The following is a 16161-nucleotide window of genomic DNA, read 5'->3' as shown; positions in this document are numbered from 1 at the left end:
ATGTTAAGGGATCCAAAAGGTCAGCGTGCCACATAGAAAGTCGCACGAGATCGGAATTGGCGATAACCTCGGCGCGCAGGACCACGAACGTAAAATAGGGCCATGACACGATATCTGCACGCCGACCTAGCGGAACGCTATTTTCTTGAGGACCTCCCCGGCGCCACTCAACTGGGCGCCCGGTTGAACGGGATTCTCTTGAAGATTGACGCAGGCGAGCAGGTGACTGCCCTACAGCGGCAGTTTCTCGCCAAGTCAGGCCTGCATGCGCTCATCACCTTGGCCGACGGTAAGACAACCTTGGGAGAGTTTCGGGCGGCGGCCGAGCAGGAGCAGGCAGCGCGCATTGAGGAGGCTGCGGTCAAGGCCCTGAAGGATGCGGCAGAATTTTCAGAACGCGCTGAGGCCAAGGCTGCTGCAGTCAAGGCTACCTTTGCCGCCATGGCGAACGACCCGACGCTCCGCCGAAAGCGAGAGGCCAAGGAACTGCGACAGCGCTTCGGCGTGGGATATATCGAAAGCGAAGATTATCCGCGTGCGATGGCCCTTCTCAGGCAAGTCGCCAACGGGCAACGCCTCAAAGTCGGGGATCTCGCATGGCTCAAGACCGAGGCCGAATACTGCTGGACCGATGAGCTGCAGAAGGCGTGGCATCGCTTAGAGGCCCAAGCGCTAACCGAAGCCTGGGAGCGCACGGGTGACGCCTGGAACGCGGTCAATGCCAGTGGACATTGGCGCAAAGCGGGTGAAGCCGAGCGAGCTCTGTCTTTGACCGGAAAGGCGATGGAACGAACTTCCCTCTCGCCGAAGCTGCAATCAGCCCTCTCCACGACCTGCGGCGGGGCGATGCGCGATTTGCGGCGGCTTGAAGAAGCAGAAGCGCTTGGACGACAGGCCCACAGCCTCACGCCCGCAGATTACCGACCCTGCACGCTACTGGGGGCTGTGTTGCTCGAGCGCGGTGATGTTGCGGGAGGGCATGATTGGTACGCCAAGGCCGAGCAGATGGGCGCGTCACGGAAGGCCATTGACCAAGATTTGCGATCTCTGCTGGTGCGATTGCCCTCGCAAGAGCGGCAGCGGATTTGCGACTATCTTATCGCTGAAGACCCCGAGAGGTTCGCCTGGTTGCTGGGCCGACGGGAGTCTCGCGAGCGCGGACAAGGCCAGGTCACAAAGGCTAGGCTTGCGTGATTATCGTGCCAGACGATCCTGGCTCGGCAGGTCAGGATGAGGTCTTGAAGGCCTCTGTGCTCAAGGTATTCGACGGTGACGGCTTCCTTGCCAACGTATGGCATCCGTTCCGCGAGACTTGGGTCGAGCGCATACCCTTTCGCTTCGCCTTCATCGATGCACCAGAGATGGGACAGCCTTGTGGTCCCGAAGCGAGGGATTTTCTTGCGGGGCTCATCGCAGGCAAGGAGCTAAGGCTTGATCCGGTTGGCAAGGAATCGACGGGCTACATGCCAATCGACCCCTACAAGCGTCTGCTCTGCGTCGGCTTCCTGACCGAGCAGATGGAGGCTGGAAGGATTGACTATTACCATCAAGGCAAGTGCGGCAGCGGTTTGGTGAAGCGGCCCCGTCCGGTGACGCGTAACATCGAGCTCGAAATGATCGTGAATGGCTGGGCTTGGGTTGTCGAGCAATACAGCTTCGAACGGGAAGACGAGTACTTCGAGGCGCAGGAAGATGCGCGGGAAAATCGGCGCGGGCTTTGGCAGATGGAGAATCCTGAAGCCCCGTGGAGTTTCAAGAGACGACAGCGTCAGGAGCGCAAATCCGCAGAAGCGCAGGGGAAACTGCTTTAGATCGGAAAGGAAAAAGCTTCAGCTGCTCACGTGACGAACGGCGGGTACTGTGGCAGCGATTGCGTTGATGATTGGACGATCCCGAACTTATCGGCCCAGCCTGTGGGCGCGCATCTTCCTTTCAGAGAGCTGGAAGCTGGTCCTCAGTGCCTCCTCATCGGACCGCATTCGACTGCAGTTGGGGGCTGACGACGACATTCCCTGCCTCGATGTCGCAGAGGTTTCGTCGAGCAAGGCGCTGCTCTGGCACACGGTTGAAATCCGGTCGAAGGGCCGCGTCGATGCTCTGTCAGGCCTGACTGCCAAGTCCGCTCAGACATTACGCGACGATTTGCTGGCTTTCGTGAACCAGCATCTCGCGGAGCTCATTGATTCCGATAAGGAACGTCTCCGTGAGGTGGACACCAAGATCCGCGCCATCACGGACAGCAACCAACAGTACCTGGCGCATGCCGACGTCAGCCGGGCGATCGCCAGCGTTCCGGGTAACGCTTCTTTCGCCCTGGCCCACCCATTGTTCGACGCCAATCTGATTCCGGCTACGCTGAGGGCCTATCTCCCTACTTCATTTTCCATGCTCACGGACCCGGCTGTCCGCAGCCGCTACAACGAGAATTTCGTGGTTCACGAGATGCAGAAGTTCGATGGGTTCTTCTCGAACCTGGGCGGCTTCTCACTCTCGCAGGAGCAGCGCGAGGCCTGTATCCGGCTCGAAGACAACAATCTCCTGGTCGCCTCAGCCGGTTCGGGCAAATCCGCGACGATGGTCGGGAAAGTGGCCTACGTCCTGGAGAAGGGGCTTTACCAGCCCGGCGAAATTCTCGTTCTCGCCTTCAACAAGAGTGCGGCCGACGAGCTGAAGGAGCGTATCGCCAAGCAGCTCGGCATCGACGAGGATGCCTTGGAATGCCGGGTGACCACCTTTCACGCCTTGGGCCGGGGGATTATCGAGGAGACCGAGGGAAAGCCGCCGCAGTTGGCCAACTGGGTCGAACACCCTGCTGGCGAAGCCCGCGTCATCGACAAGATCATACGCGAGCTGATGGATACGAACGAGGAGTTCAAGCGGCTCTGGATCGACCTGCTTTCCATCCTGCCCAAAGCCGATATTCCAGCTGAGGTCTTTGACTCCGAGGCGGACTACAACCGCTACATCGCCGATCGGAACGACCAGAGTGGCAGCACCATCGGCACTCTCGCAGAGATTTATGTTCGGTCACTTCAGGAGCAACGGATCGCGAACTGGTTGTGGGTCCACTCGGTCGAGTTCGAGTATGAGAAGCAGATCTCATTCGAAGAGGAGGACGGAAGCCAGCGGTTCGTTCAGCCCGACTTCCATTACCCTCTGACTGACACATTCCATGAGCATTTCGCGATCAACGCAGACGGCTCATCGCCCTTCGACAATTACTTGGAACACATGCAGGGCAAGCGTGCCGGGTACAAACGCGAAGAACTGGATTTCTTCGAGACGACCTCTGCGCAGGCGCGAGACGGGACACTTTTGCAGCGGCTCGAGGCCGAGCTGGTCAAACGGGACATCCCGCTGATCGAGAAGAGCACCGAAGAGATCCTGAAAGCGATCGAGCCGGTGGTGATTACGCACTACCAGAAGCTGATCGGCGTGTGCATCAAGCATATCAGGGCCAGTCAGCTCACCCTCGAGATGCTGCTCGAGCGAGCCAAATCCCTGCATGACAAGCCCCGTGCACAGCACTTCGCGCGGGCCGTCTGGCTGATTACGCAAGCCTACTCGAGGAAACTCGACGAGGCCAAACGGATCGATTTCGATTCCATGATCGGCGACGCGGTGCGCCTCGTCGAGACAGGCCGCTATCAGAGCCCCTATTCGCTCATTCTCGTCGATGAATTCCAGGATATCTCGGATCCGCGGGCCAACCTGATCAAGGCGCTCAAGCACCAGAAACCATTCACCAAGGTCTTTGCCGTCGGAGACGATTGGCAGTCGATTTACCGCTTTGCCGGATCGGATATCACGATCTTCACCCAGTTCGAGGCCAACTTTGGGGCTTGCTGGCAAGGACGCCTCGAGCAGACCTATCGTTGCAACCAGCTGCTGGCTGATACTGCCGCGCGCTTCGTTCAGCGCAATCCCGCGCAAATCACGAAAACCGTTCGCTCGACGCGTGCCGGCATCCCGCGATCAATTCGTGTGATTCCCGTCACGGTGGAATGGCGTAAGCCGAGTTTTCCGGCTGCATGTTTCCAGCTGCTCGAGCGCCTTGACACTTTCCTGGAGAGTATCGCCGGGCAATGGCGCCAACAGGAGGGACACAAGCTGAAAGTCCTCGTGCTGTGGCGTTATAACCTGCTTGATCCCTTCGGCGGGCAGATACCGCAGTTCTCGAACATCGAGGTCACGGGCCTGTCCTTCCATCGTTCGAAGGGCTTGGAGGCAGACTACACGGTCCTGCTCGACGTAAGCGAAGGCGACTACGGCGTTCCTAGCCGGATCGAAGATGACGAGTTGCTCAACCTCGTCATCCCGCGGCCGGAGACTTATGCCTACGCTGAAGAGCGGCGTCTTTTTTATGTGGCGCTGACCCGCGCCAGCAGAGGGACCTTCATCCTCTGCAACCGGCGCAAGCCCTCACGCTATATCCGCGAGCTTTGCGAGATTGCCGATGACGACGTTCGCTTCGAGGCGGTTGACGGCAAAGAACTGGATCAGTGCCCTCGCTGCCTTGTCGGGCAGATGGTCGAGCGCCAAGGGCGGAACAACACGACATTCTATGGCTGCAACCAGTTTCCAGAATGTAGCCACACTCAGAAAACGACGCGCTTGAGCGGCGAGAAAATCTGTCGACAAGATCGCGAGCGCCCCACAACACTACAGGTCAAATGATGCTCTTGGGCCTCTTCACCACAACATGTTGTGCGCAGCTGGCAAGTCATTCAGGTCAGGCACTAAATCTGCTAAAATCGTCGGCATAACGTAAACGTAAAATAGCTCTTGCCCCTTCGCTTTTCGATGCTTTAGCGCAGGCTTTGCGTTAGCACATCTTGGTGTTCGACGAGGGGGCTTGGATGAATCGACTAATTCGCCTGATCGCGATCTGCTTTGGATCGCTGATCCTTTGGACATCACCTCTTCAGGCGCAAGAAAGGTCGGCGGTCCGGGCAGGGTTCGAGCTGCCTGCCAACAGCGGCAAGAAAATTCTAATCTTTCGCCCAAGGATCAGCGTCGGCTCACAGTCTACAGGCGGAATGTTCGAGCCGAACGCCGAGTGGACAGATCGTGCCAAGCTCAACATGCAATCCTCCCTGGCGGAACTCCAGCAACGCCTTGGAAATCAGGTCGTCGAAGCCCCCGAAGCTTATGGTGACGATGCTCTCGCAGTCCAGGAGCACATGAGCCTGTTCGCTGCGGTTTCGGAAGCAGTGATTCAGTATCAGTTTTTCGTTGGCAATCGGCTTCCCACCAAAAAGCGCGATAACCGGGAGGGCGTTTTTGACTGGTCCCTCGGGTCAACGGTGGCCAGTTTGCCAGGGGCTGCTGACGCTGACTACGGATTGTTCATTTTCACGAAGGATGCCTACGGCTCGACCGGTCGGAAGATCCTGCAGGTAATGGCGCTTCTCGGTCCTGGTCTCGCTGTCCAATCGGGGGAGCACATCGGCTATGCCGGCCTGGTTGATCTGAAGACCGGGGATTTGCTCTGGCTCAATGCCGACGGTGCCATGGGCGGTGATGTTCGCGAGCCTGACGGCGCCCAGAAACGAATTCGTCAATTGCTCGAAGATTTCCCGGGCAGCAATATCAAGGCCGAATGATGACCAGACCATCGCGAGCGATTGCAGCGGCGGCGTTGCTGGTCTCCAGCCTTCTCGGTTCTACTGCTCATGCGGCACCAGCATCGGTGCCTCCGCCATATGAGGGTGCTTATCAGCCCAAGGGCGTGGACGAGATCGGCCTGTGGCAGAGGGATGACGAGTACGAGCGCGCGTTGGTAGCGTCACCGGTCGTCATCCGGGATGAAGCCCTGTCCGCTTACGTGAAGAGTGTGCTCTGCCGAGCCGTCGGCCCTGATCGTTGCGATGCAACGCGTGTCTACATTCTTCGAGAGCCCACGTTCAACGCGACCATGTCGCCGAATGGAACGATGCGCGTTTATAGCGGCTTGCTGTTGCGGGTGCGTAGCGAAGCGGAACTGGCAGCCGTGCTAGGCCATGAGTTTGGCCATTTCGAAAAGCGGCACTCTCTCATGCAGTTCAAGGCAGCGAGAGGTGGTAGCGATTTGCTGGCCTGGAGTGCGTTGCTCGCCAGCATGTCCCCCAGTTACAATACCCAGAGAGCTTACCAAGATCTGCAAATATCAGTCTACGGCAGCTTCTTTCGCTTTGGCCGGGATCAGGAACGCGAAGCTGACCTGCTCGGGCTAGGGTATCTCAATGCTAGCGATCTGCGCCCGCAAGCTGCAGCCCAAGTCTGGCAGAATCTGATGGGTGAGATCGAGGCCTCGACAACAGCCCGAGGCATCCGGAAGCCAGACTTCAAGGCAATTGCATTCACGGCGTCGCACCCTCCTCAGGGAGAGCGGGCCGAATACCTCGCTGAGCTAGCCGATCCGTCTGCCAAAGACCGTGATGATGGAGTGGACCGCTACCGCGCAGCCATGGCAACCTGGCTCCCGATTTTTCTGCAGGACCAGATCAAGCTCAATGATTTCGGTGGCAGCGATTACCTCATCAATCGTCTGGCTGAGAACGGGTGGACCGCAGATCTATGGTTTGCACGAGGCGAGCTCTATCGCACCCGCGGCAATCAGCGCGATCTGGTGAACGCGGTGCAATTCTATCGCAGCGCGATCGGTCTCAACCCTGCATTTGCAGAGGCACATCGCGGACTGGGGTTGTCGCTTATCAAAACTGGCGAACGTGCAGCCGGCCAAGCAGCGCTTCGCACATATCTGGAGATCAAGCCCGGCGCAGATGATGCGGGCATGATCCGACTGATGGTTCCGGGGGAGTAAATTCAGTGAAGAAGACGGGCAACATTCGAGCAGCGGTGATATCCACTGCAGCCATCCTTCTCCTTGCCTCTCCGGCTGCCGCTCACAAACTGCGCGTTAGCGGCGAAGCGGTTGCGGTCGCCGACTCCGGGGTCACGGTAACACCTGGCAGAGACTGGAATCGTCTGGACGCCAAGGCGGGCAAGAATACCGAGACCTGGACACTGGACGGGGAGTAACTCAACGACGTTACATTCTTCGGCGGGATCGAAGCTGGCAAACCGCTGGTGAAAGAGCGCGACAGGAAGCGCGATCCGTTGCCCAAGTTTACGAGCTCGACCCTGCTCATCGAGATCCCAGAGTTATTGGAAGGGACCTACCGCACTCACAAGCAGATCGGCGCTTTCAGACTGCTGACCACGGAGCCCGCAAAGTTCCTGGGCCAGGACGGCGTGTCATTCACGTATGAATATGTGGATGCCGATTTGCTCACGCGGAGAGGTGAGGCTCGGGCCGCGATCATCGCTGGCAAGCTGTACATGATCACGTTTGACGCACCGCGTCTTCATTATTTTGACCGTAGCATTTCGGATTTTCGGGCGTTGGTGAGTTCGGCTCGACTGCGCTGAGGGCTATCGCAGGCTGGAGTGGCGGATCCGTGTCTTGGCTCTAGAACTTCGCTTTGCCTCGGGTTGAATATACGAACTTCTTCAAGGCAGGAGTGCTGGGCGTGTACAAGAGGTTGGCCGACGGCCATGCGACGAACTTTGTTCAAAGTCGGCCCCGCCTGGCTGACATTACCGATTGGCTGAGCTCGCCGCGTCGAGAAGCGGCCATTTTGGCTTTTCGCGAGTCCGCGTACTCGAAAAAGCCTGGCCGCGTCGTCAAACGGGTCTCCAAGTATGTGCGCCCTGCTTTCGATGTCGTCCACTTGGCCCAGTGGGACAAGGTGATGAAGGCAGTCTTCGCCGTGCGATTGGCTTCGGTTCGGGAGACTGATGTCTTCGCCATGCACGCAGATGAGGAAAAGGTTTTTTCCGAACGATCTGTCATTATATCTGATCTACTGCTGCTTTCTGCAAGCAACGATTTCAGCGCAAAAATTAGCATTTCTGCGAATATATCTCATCATACTATTTCCAGATTGCTTGAAAGGGGTGCTTCGAATCCGGAATTAATTGAGGGCGACGTTCTCGAAATATTGCAGCAAGCAAGGGCTTTAAGGGATTTTCTGTCATCGAGATCTGATCACAGCCTGACCAAGCTAAAAGATGGTATGACCTATGATCTGATCGTTCCATACCGCGACGGCGCACTGATCCTCCGCACCCTCCGAATCAACGCGGCGCAGCAGTCATTTTTTTCGAGCCCGATGCCTGTTTTTTCAGTCCGGACATATCTCGACAAGTCGATGCTATCCGACCGACAGTACGCCCGCATGGAGGGTTTCCGGTTGTCTCGTGACCCGCTCATTTCGAACGACGACTGCCAGCATACTCTAGCTTGGCTCAAAAAAAACGCAGAAGAGACTGACCCAAGGAGGAGGCTGGTGGTCGAATAGGCATTCACTTCCAATTTGAGCGATGGATTAAACCAAGACGATGAGAGGTTCGAGGGCGCAGCAGGTGCGGACTGAAAATTCCATCGATTTATTCGCGCTCATCAATATTATTTGTAAAGTTAAGGAATAGCATTGCGTCAAGATCAAATGATATGGGCGCTTGAATCGAGCGGAGATTTTAAGGTTTTGCGTCGTCTAAAGTCGGAAGCAAAGTCTGATCTTGTTCCGACGAATGCCCGTCGCGCCATTTTCCTTGACGTCGAGACTACCGGCCTAAACCCCGATCATGACGAGATCATCGAGCTCGCAATGGTTCCATTCTATTATTCCGAGCAAGACGAAGTCGTCCATGTTGGGGAAGCATTCACTGGTCTGCGGCAGCCGAGCTCGACCATTCCGGCCGAGGTCACAAAGATAACTGGTATCACGGACGAGATGGTGGCCGGACAGGCGATCGATCCGAATGTCGTCGCCGAATTTGCGGGTCGCAGCCTTATTATCGCTCACAATGCAGCCTTCGATCGACCTTTCATCGAGCGATTTTGCCCCATGACGCAGCAGAATCCTTGGGCTTGTTCGATGAGCGAAATTGGTTGGAACGACGAAGGCTACGAAAGCAGCAAGCTCGCGTTTCTGGCGCTCAGCAGTGGATTTTTTTACGACCGTCATCGTGCCGAGAGCGACTGTCGTGCGGCAATCGAGCTTCTCTCCCGGAAATTGCCGATCAGCGGCCAGGGGGCACTTTCCCAACTCCTCGCCTCGGCTCGACGCACTTCCTTTCGCTGCTGGGCAGAGGATGCCCCATTCGAAACGAAGGATGTACTCAAAGAACGCGGCTATCGCTGGAATGGCGAGGCAAATGGGCTACCGCGGGCTTGGTGGAAGGATATTGGAGAGGCCGAACTGGAGGGTGAAAAGTCGTTTCTGCGGTCCGAAGTTTACAGATCCGACAAGGCTATCAGAACCGCAAAAATCACGGCGCAGAACCGCTATTCGCGGCGCATCATCCCATGCGATTAATAGTGGTTGCCGCATGGCCTAGCGCTGCCCCCGGCTTTTGCGCTTTCAATTCAACATTTTTTGATCGAACTCGTGGACGATAGCCGGGAGGCAATGCCTCTTTTCGTTCGCTTGGCCAGCAGGGGAATTTTGTGATTGAGTTAAATGCGGAGCAGAGTTCCGCGCTTCAAGCGATCAAATCCTTTCTGCGCGACGATGACATCGATGCTTTCATTCTGCGTGGCAGCGCGGGAACGGGCAAAACAACGCTCATAGCAAGGCTGATTGAAGCATTGGACGAGATGAACTTGTCCTGCGCGCTGATGGCACCGACCGGCCGGGCCGCCCGCATTATCGGCAACAAAATCGGTCAGATCGCTGGCGACAGCTCCTACGGTAGTTCAACGATTCACAAGGAAATCTACAGCTCACCGAAAGTCAGCGTCAACGAAAACGCTGAAGCGGAGAACGATCCCGGTGTCCGATTGGTTTTCCCGCTCAAGACCGACGAGCCAACCGCCTCGCTCTTCGTGATCGATGAGTCCTCCATGGTGGGAGACAAGGAGCAGTCCGGCGACTTCATGCAGTTCGGCTCTGGACGGCTGTTGAGCGATGTCGTGCAGTTCGTGAGAGCGAAGCGGCCGGGGCGCACCGAACGGCCTTTAACGAAGTTGTTGTTCGTAGGCGATCCAGCTCAGCTCCCACCGGTGGGTGATAACATTTCACCTGCCCTCTCGGACGAATATCTCGCGCGCGAGTTTGGCCTGCGAGTCGCTTCGTTCGAACTGCGGACCGTGATGAGGCAGGCACAGGGAAGCGCCATCTTGGCTCGTGCCCGCGAAATTCGAGACGCCATCGAAGCGAGGAGGTTCAACAGGTTTTCGTTGACCTCCAAACTCGAAGATATCCAGCGCGCCGATGTCCGACAGGCCGTCGATCTCGTCGAGAAGGGTATACGCGACCGGGACTCAAGTGTGGTTGTCGTGCACTCGAACTCCATTGCACTGGAATACAATCGAACCATCAGGGAACGCCGGTGGGGCCATGCCGGCATGCCGATCCAGATCGGTGAAACGCTTCTCGTCAACAAGAACAAGCCACCCTTCAGTAACGGTGATCTGGTCCGCGTGATGAAAGTTGGCGCCGAACCGAAGACAATTGTGGTGCCTTTGCGGGGAGGGCATCGTGTTGATCTTTCGTTCCGCGAGGTCAGTCTGGCGTTTCGTGACACCGACGGAACCATCGTCAAGCACGACACGCTCGTCCTGGAAAATCTTCTCGACGCACCCGGTCGCCAATTATCCGCGCTTGAACAGCGTGCGTTACTAGTCGACTTCCGGATGCGGCATCCGCATCTTCGGCCAGCTTCCGAGGAATTTCAGCGGACCATTCGCGACGATGCGTATTTTAACGCGCTCCAGGTGAAGTACGGCTACGCCTTGACCTGCCACAAGGCCCAGGGAGGTGAATGGAAAACCGTTGTCGTGGACTTCGATGGCTTTGGCGATCCTCGCAACGAGCATTTCTATCGATGGGCCTACACGGCGATTACCCGAGCAGCAGAAAGGTTGGTGCTCATAAATCCTCCGGAGTTTGAGCCGTATAATGACGAGATCTGGCGGGGAAAAGATCAGGAAAGCGCAATCGCCGAAGGCGCCAGTCGGGATCCGTCTGGCGATCCCGACTGGGATCGCTTCTCCTTCTCTTCCTCAGTCGCCCCGCTGATCGAAGTTCACCAGAAGCTTCGTTCCGCGTGGTATGCGCGAGGTATCACGATCGATCAACTACGGCATCTCGACTATTGCGAGCGCTACACGCTGACCCGCGAAGGTAAGCGTGCTTCTGTGCAGTACCATTACAACGGACAGTTTAAGATCAGTCGATCCGGTGAAGTGCCTGGCTCTGTGTCTGACCGCCTGCTTGCCGATGATGCACTCGCCATTCTCGGTGAGGTTGCCGGGAAGAAGGATGCCATCCAGCCCGACGCATTCATTCAAGAGTTCCTCGATTTGATGGACCGCGCGCTGGCTGGGTCACCCATCGCACGCACCGGAGTTGAATTGTCGCCATACCGCCTGCGCGTAAGTGTCGCTGATGCTTCACGACGCGGGGATATCGACTTTTCGTTCAACGGCAAGTCGACCTGGACGACTGCGCAAGAGGTGGGCGGACCAGGGCGCACCAACGGACTCTACGAAGATGTGAAGAGGCTCATGTCAGCGGATACGGTTGGCAATCAATGACATCCGATGTCATATTCAAACTACGGAAGCAGGGGCGTTCATCCGAAGCGTTGGATGTGGCTAGGCAAAATCTCGGAGCGAACGCTTCGGATATCTGGTTTTTGCGTGCATATGCTTGGGTTCTCTATGACCAGATAAAGGCTGTGGTGGGCCGGTACGAGGCAGGTCAATTGTCTGCCACTGAACTGAACAACCAATTTACGCCTTGTATGCGGGAGTTTGTCAGGTTCGCAGACCTGCTGAGACGCGATACTGCCTTTTCCCAGATGTTGCGTCTGTCCGGCAAGGTTTCGAAAGACTGGCGCGAATTTCTTGGCTTTGCGCGGTGGGCCGGGATCGATGCTTTTTCCGATGAGGATCGGCAGCCGTTCGTCAATGACAAAGGTAAGACCATCGATAGTCTGGAACAGCGTTTCCGACGAGCAATCTGCAGGGAGGCAGTCGCCCGTCTTGCCGATGGTCAATCGTCTTCCGAGTTGATTGACTGGGGTTTGGGCATTCTCGACAAGTCGCTGGCCGAACACCCCAACGATCAGTGGTTAAATTACTACCAAAGCAAAGCTCACCTCGCTCGTGGCGAGGATGAGCTTGCGATCCAGCGTTTGGCGCTGGTTTTACGGCGCCAGGCACGCGCAGCCTGGACTTGGGCCTTGCTGGGCGAGATACTCGAAAAGTCACAGCCCGACGACGCTCTGGTATGTTTTGCCTATGCCACACAGCTCGCAAGAGAAGAGCAAGAGGTGGCGAAAATCCGCATTCATCTCGCCCACAGACTTGCGCTTGCAGAGCGCTATGGCGAGTCTGCACGTCAGATATCGCTTGCACTGAAATACCGCGAACAGGCTGGGTACAAGATCCCCCAAGAACTGCAACAACTAGCCAGCAGCGAGTGGTATGCGCGCATTAATGCCAATGGCGGCATGCAGGATATGCCCGATGCGGGCCCAGCAGCAATGGCCCTTCTTCGCAACTTGGATCGCAAGAGTCTTACCTACGTTCAAGGCGTGGTGGATCACGTGAACAATGATAGGGCGCTCAGCTATGTCGCCACCGGCGTGAATACCGGAATCGCCCTGAAGCACGCCAGATTCCCCCAGATCGCCGACCTCGTTGCCGGCACGATTGTGGAAGTGGGGCGTGCAGAACCCGAGGGTCCGCCGTTAGATTGGCGGTTGTCGGATGCGGCGGAATTGCTGGGGCTCTGCGAAACGCTCTCGGGTCGTTTAGAACGCCATGAAGGTAAAGCCTTTGCCTTCATCCGCGCCTCCCGCGATGACATCTTTGTTCCGCCTGATTTGGCGAAAGGTTTCGATACGGGGCAGACATACGACGTTTCCTGTCTTGCTGTCAGGCGTAAGGAAAAAACAGGCAAGATTGGTTGGCGTGCCGTGCAGGTCTTTTCAAGCCAGAATGACCTCCCCGTGTTCTGACTTCGGTGTTTGGGCAAAGCAGATCCTGCTCAGCGAATTAGGGCTGTGTGAATGCTGCAACTTGAGCTTGAAGGTCCGCCTTTGCCCTCGAAAGCGCGGCTGTGTTGGTCTTTGTTGAACAGCGCTCTGCTGCTTTGTCGCCCAGGAAAAACGCGATCCGCTCAGCATTGGCCCCGCTGGGATGGGGTAGCCCATCCAATATCCGGCGACCATCTACCAGACCCTCGGCCGCAAGAGCTTGCATAGCCGCAGCGACCTTCGGCCCAAGAGGGACAATCACCGCATCGGACAGCGCAGGAAGCTCTTGGCCCGTATAGGCCTCGAGCCAACCTCGCAACGCGGGCGTCTTGACCATATCGGGCTGCCCTGACCAGTTCTGTCCATCGACGAACACGGGATATCGCAGCGCCGATGTGAAATGCACGAGGTCGCCGTTTTCGGACCAAAGCGAAGCCGTTGACGCCAAGCCCAGCCATTGTCCGACACCGATGAGATCGAGCATGCGGACAAGATTCGTCCGCATGGGTTCACCGGAAAAGCTGGCGAAGGTCTTCGCTGCAGCGGCGGCCTCGGCAACGGATCGCCCTTCTAGCAATGCCCTCCGCGCGGCTCGCAGCGCATTGGCTGCCTGGAACCGGCCAGGGGTCATGCCGACAATGACGACGCGCGCTGATGTGTTGATGTGATCGAATGGGGCGTAGATCATCTCCACATGTCGCGCGCCAATGTGTTCGCTGGCCATTTTCAATCTTTGAGCCGACTGCGGATCGTCGATTTCTGCATCGCTCAGGCTGGTGAGGACGGGGGCAAATTCTTCAAACAACGTCAGGGACATGGGGCGCCTTGTAATCAGTTGGTGCCCTTATTGCAGATCCATGCGTCGATGTCCTCCTGCGCCCAAGCAACTGCGTATCCGCCGAGTTGGACCGGCTTGGGAAACTTCCCTTCGGCCATCCAGCGATAGATCGTCGACCGGCCCAGCCCGACACGGTGCTGAACTTCCTTGAAGCGGATGAGGCGCGTCACGCGTTTCGGCTCTGCTGGCGGCGGCATAGCACTTTCAGTCATGACGACCTCCAACGGTGGTCGCGAAGATATCCCCCAGCAGGGCATCCTTGCGCTCGAGCTCGTCGATATGATCAGCGAGGAGCCGGGCCACCCGGTGCGCGGTGCCCTTGGCCCAACGCGGCTTCACGTCGTGTACCTGGTTGCCCAGAACGCGTTCGAGAGCAGCGGGCAGTTCGCAGATAAGCTCCTCGAAGAACCTGGCGATGTCGGTCTGAAGCCAGCGCGTTGCCTGGTCTCCGCCAGCGCCGAGAAACAAAAGCATGTGAGCGTGCGGTGGCATCCCGGATGAGGCCAGAATCCGCAAGGCTTCTCCTACACTGGGGCTGCGCTCCCCGATCAGCGTCCGGCGCAGCGCATCCTTATGAATGTCGGCCTCGCGCGCAATTTCGCAGCGGTTGCGCCCGCTCCGTTCAACAGCGGTGTGCAGCAGGTGCGCGAGCTCCTGCCGGGTTTGGGTTTCACCAAGTACGCCCATGTCGATCATAGCTGTTTCTCCTCTGGCTGAAATGATCGACTCGTCGGCTAAGCCAAGAGGAAGGGTGTAGGAAAATGAAAAGAACATAAAAGGAACATACAGGAAGGGCCGAATCACTCCGCTTTGGCGATTCGCGCAGAAAGCCGACGCCGATGCGCAAATTCCGGCGAGCGCCGCGCGGGATCCGGCCCAATTGGCGCTCTGACCGTTCGACATTGCGCAAAGGTCGGCACGACGGGTCTTTCACGTCGCTTTTTGCTTGGTCGCGCTGCCGCAAGAGCAGGTCTCGATTTCCTACAGGGCCATCGAGGGATCACGAAGAACAGACAGCGAACGGCGAGGCCGCTTGCTGTTTGACCAACCTTCGAAAGGTCCTGCCCATGAATACCCCTGTTCCGCTTGCCCGCCGTTCCCGGCCCAAGGACTATATCCTGCCCGCTCTCGTGGCGCTCGCCGGTGCCGGTGCGGCTTATGCCGGCGCTGACACCACCTTCGATCCGGCCCTCACCAAATTCACTGATTTCCTCGAAGGCTCGGGCGGCAAGATCATCACCGTTCTCAGCCTTGCGGGCGGCCTCATCGGCCTTGCCTCCGGGCGCTTCTCGCTCGGCCAGGTCGCCGTTCCGGTGGGCGTCGGTATCGGCGTCGGCACCGGCGTGCCGATCGTCACCTCGGTCGTGACCGCGGTCATCTGAACAGCGGATCCGGTCACGGCGGGAGGGCGGCATAATGGCTGACAAGTACCTCGTACCCCAACGGCTCGACGATCCGGAGCTCATCGGCTTCTGGACCATCGACGAGTTCGCGGGGCTGCTGATCCCCTTTGCCTGGGGGATCCTGGCGCAGCACATCTTCATCGGGATCGCTCTCGCCTTTGCGGCCTGGTTCGTCTTGCGGAAGGCGAAATCCGGAAACGCGGGCTCGGCGCTGGTGCATGCTGCCTACTGGTACCTGCCCGGGGGCTTCCTCGGGCTCAAGGCCACGCCGCCCTCCCACTGCCGTCTCCTGGCCGGCTGAGGGAGGGACGCCATGCGCGCTGAATTCGCCTACGAAGAGGCCCAGAAATACCTGCGCCAGCGCAATCGCCTGGCGGTGGTAGCCGGGGTGCTTGGGCTTGCGAGCCTGCTTGGGCTTGGTGCTGCTGCCACACGGGACCGGGAGGTTGTTCTCGTGCCCGTGACGAGCGAGCGGTTGTCGCTCACCAGTGCGGGGCCCGACACCCATTACCTCGAGCTCGTGACCCGCGACACCGCGCTGATGCTGCTCAATCGCAGCCCGCAGGGCCTCGATTATTGGATGGGCGAGATCCTGAAGCTCGCCGATCCGGCTGCCCATGGGCGGCTGAAGGGCGAGCTCGTCAAGATCGTCGAGGAGCAGCGCGGCTCCGACATCAGCCAGGCTTTCGTCATCCGCCGAATGGATGTCGACCCAGGCAGCCTCACTTCGACCGTCACCGGCACGCTCAAGACCTTCGTCGGCGCGCAGGTGATCGCCAGCAATGATCGCAGCTTCCGGCTGAGCTGGAGCAGGCGGGGCCTTTCCCTCGCGCTCACCGGCTTCGAGCAGCTGCCCGACCCCAGCCAGAAGGATTGAAAACGGCC

At 58.0% G+C, this 16161-nt stretch carries 17 protein-coding genes; 14 read left to right on the top strand and 3 right to left on the bottom strand.

The features are described from left to right. The first annotated feature begins 102 nt into the window (after nt 1-102). The 11 genes from QOL62_RS05790 to QOL62_RS05740 all read left to right on the top strand — a co-directional run bounded on the left by QOL62_RS05790 (nt 103) and on the right by QOL62_RS05740 (nt 13017). On the top strand, nt 103-1194 hold the full coding sequence (locus QOL62_RS05790) for a tetratricopeptide repeat protein (RefSeq protein ID WP_283405553.1): 1092 nt from the start codon (nt 103-105) through the stop codon (nt 1192-1194). Beyond that, nucleotides 1191-1811, top strand: coding sequence for a thermonuclease family protein (locus tag QOL62_RS05785; RefSeq protein WP_283405552.1), 621 nt, complete (start codon nt 1191-1193; stop codon nt 1809-1811). The genes QOL62_RS05790 and QOL62_RS05785 overlap by 4 nt, the downstream gene beginning before the upstream one ends. Nucleotides 1812-1860: 49 nt before the next feature. Continuing rightward, nucleotides 1861-4677: a UvrD-helicase domain-containing protein gene (locus tag QOL62_RS05780; protein ID WP_283405551.1), complete on the top strand. Its 2817-nt coding sequence runs from the start codon at nt 1861-1863 to the stop codon at nt 4675-4677. A 182-nt stretch (nt 4678-4859) separates the two neighbouring features. Then, nucleotides 4860-5606 carry a hypothetical protein gene (locus QOL62_RS05775; RefSeq protein WP_283405806.1) on the top strand — a complete coding sequence of 249 codons (747 nt, stop codon included), beginning with the start codon at nt 4860-4862 and terminating at the stop codon, nt 5604-5606. Beyond that, on the top strand, nt 5603-6805 hold the full coding sequence (locus tag QOL62_RS05770; RefSeq protein WP_283405550.1) for a M48 family metallopeptidase: 1203 nt from the start codon (nt 5603-5605) through the stop codon (nt 6803-6805). Before QOL62_RS05775 ends, QOL62_RS05770 begins: the two co-directional genes overlap by 4 nt. A gap of 5 nt (nt 6806-6810) precedes the next feature. After that, a complete protein-coding gene (locus QOL62_RS05765; protein ID WP_283405549.1) occupies nt 6811-7023 on the top strand; it encodes a hypothetical protein in 213 nt (70 codons plus the stop codon). Nucleotides 7024-7071: 48 nt separating this feature from the next. Beyond that, the gene (locus QOL62_RS05760) at nt 7072-7413 is read left to right on the top strand and encodes a hypothetical protein (protein ID WP_283405548.1); all 342 of its coding nucleotides are present in this window, start codon (nt 7072-7074) and stop codon (nt 7411-7413) included. Between the two features lie 53 nt (nt 7414-7466). After that, nucleotides 7467-8345, top strand: coding sequence for a hypothetical protein (locus QOL62_RS05755; protein ID WP_283405547.1), 879 nt, complete (start codon nt 7467-7469; stop codon nt 8343-8345). 147 nt (nt 8346-8492) lie between these two features. Beyond that, on the top strand, nt 8493-9365 hold the full coding sequence (locus QOL62_RS05750; protein ID WP_283405546.1) for a 3'-5' exonuclease: 873 nt from the start codon (nt 8493-8495) through the stop codon (nt 9363-9365). A 131-nt stretch (nt 9366-9496) separates the two neighbouring features. Next, nucleotides 9497-11587: an ATP-dependent DNA helicase gene (locus QOL62_RS05745; RefSeq protein WP_283405545.1), complete on the top strand. Its 2091-nt coding sequence runs from the start codon at nt 9497-9499 to the stop codon at nt 11585-11587. Next, complete coding sequence (locus QOL62_RS05740) at nt 11584-13017, top strand: DUF7017 domain-containing protein (protein ID WP_283405544.1); 1434 nt, start codon at nt 11584-11586, stop codon at nt 13015-13017. The genes QOL62_RS05745 and QOL62_RS05740 overlap by 4 nt, the downstream gene beginning before the upstream one ends. A 37-nt stretch (nt 13018-13054) precedes the next feature. On the opposite strand, the gene QOL62_RS05735 is transcribed toward QOL62_RS05740, so the two are convergent. From QOL62_RS05735 to QOL62_RS05725, 3 genes are read right to left on the bottom strand one after another with little or no spacing between them, the layout of a single operon-like run. Continuing rightward, entirely contained in the window at nt 13055-13852 is a 798-nt protein-coding gene (locus tag QOL62_RS05735) for a hypothetical protein (protein WP_283405543.1), read from the bottom strand. Between the two features lie 14 nt (nt 13853-13866). Further along, complete coding sequence (locus tag QOL62_RS05730) at nt 13867-14085, bottom strand: helix-turn-helix transcriptional regulator (protein WP_283405542.1); 219 nt, start codon at nt 14083-14085, stop codon at nt 13867-13869. Continuing rightward, entirely contained in the window at nt 14078-14569 is a 492-nt protein-coding gene (locus QOL62_RS05725; RefSeq protein ID WP_283405541.1) for a hypothetical protein, read from the bottom strand. Before QOL62_RS05725 ends, QOL62_RS05730 begins: the two co-directional genes overlap by 8 nt. Nucleotides 14570-14940: 371 nt before the next feature. On the opposite strand from QOL62_RS05725, the gene QOL62_RS05720 reads away from it, so the two are divergent. From QOL62_RS05720 to QOL62_RS05710, 3 genes are read left to right on the top strand one after another with little or no spacing between them, the layout of a single operon-like run. Continuing rightward, nucleotides 14941-15255 carry a hypothetical protein gene (locus tag QOL62_RS05720; RefSeq protein ID WP_283405540.1) on the top strand — a complete coding sequence of 105 codons (315 nt, stop codon included), beginning with the start codon at nt 14941-14943 and terminating at the stop codon, nt 15253-15255. 34 nt (nt 15256-15289) lie between these two features. Continuing rightward, entirely contained in the window at nt 15290-15577 is a 288-nt protein-coding gene (traL, locus tag QOL62_RS05715; RefSeq protein ID WP_019053870.1) for a type IV conjugative transfer system protein TraL, read from the top strand. A gap of 12 nt (nt 15578-15589) precedes the next feature. Beyond that, the gene (locus QOL62_RS05710; RefSeq protein ID WP_283405539.1) at nt 15590-16153 is read left to right on the top strand and encodes a type IV conjugative transfer system protein TraE; all 564 of its coding nucleotides are present in this window, start codon (nt 15590-15592) and stop codon (nt 16151-16153) included. The last annotated feature ends 8 nt before the right edge of the window (nt 16154-16161 follow it).

The organism is Novosphingobium panipatense (assembly GCF_900182875.1).
In the GTDB taxonomy this organism is placed as follows: Bacteria; Pseudomonadota; Alphaproteobacteria; order Sphingomonadales; family Sphingomonadaceae; genus Novosphingobium; species Novosphingobium panipatense.
Note: the sequence above shows the minus strand (reverse complement) of the source record. Positions and strands in the feature narration are given on the sequence as shown.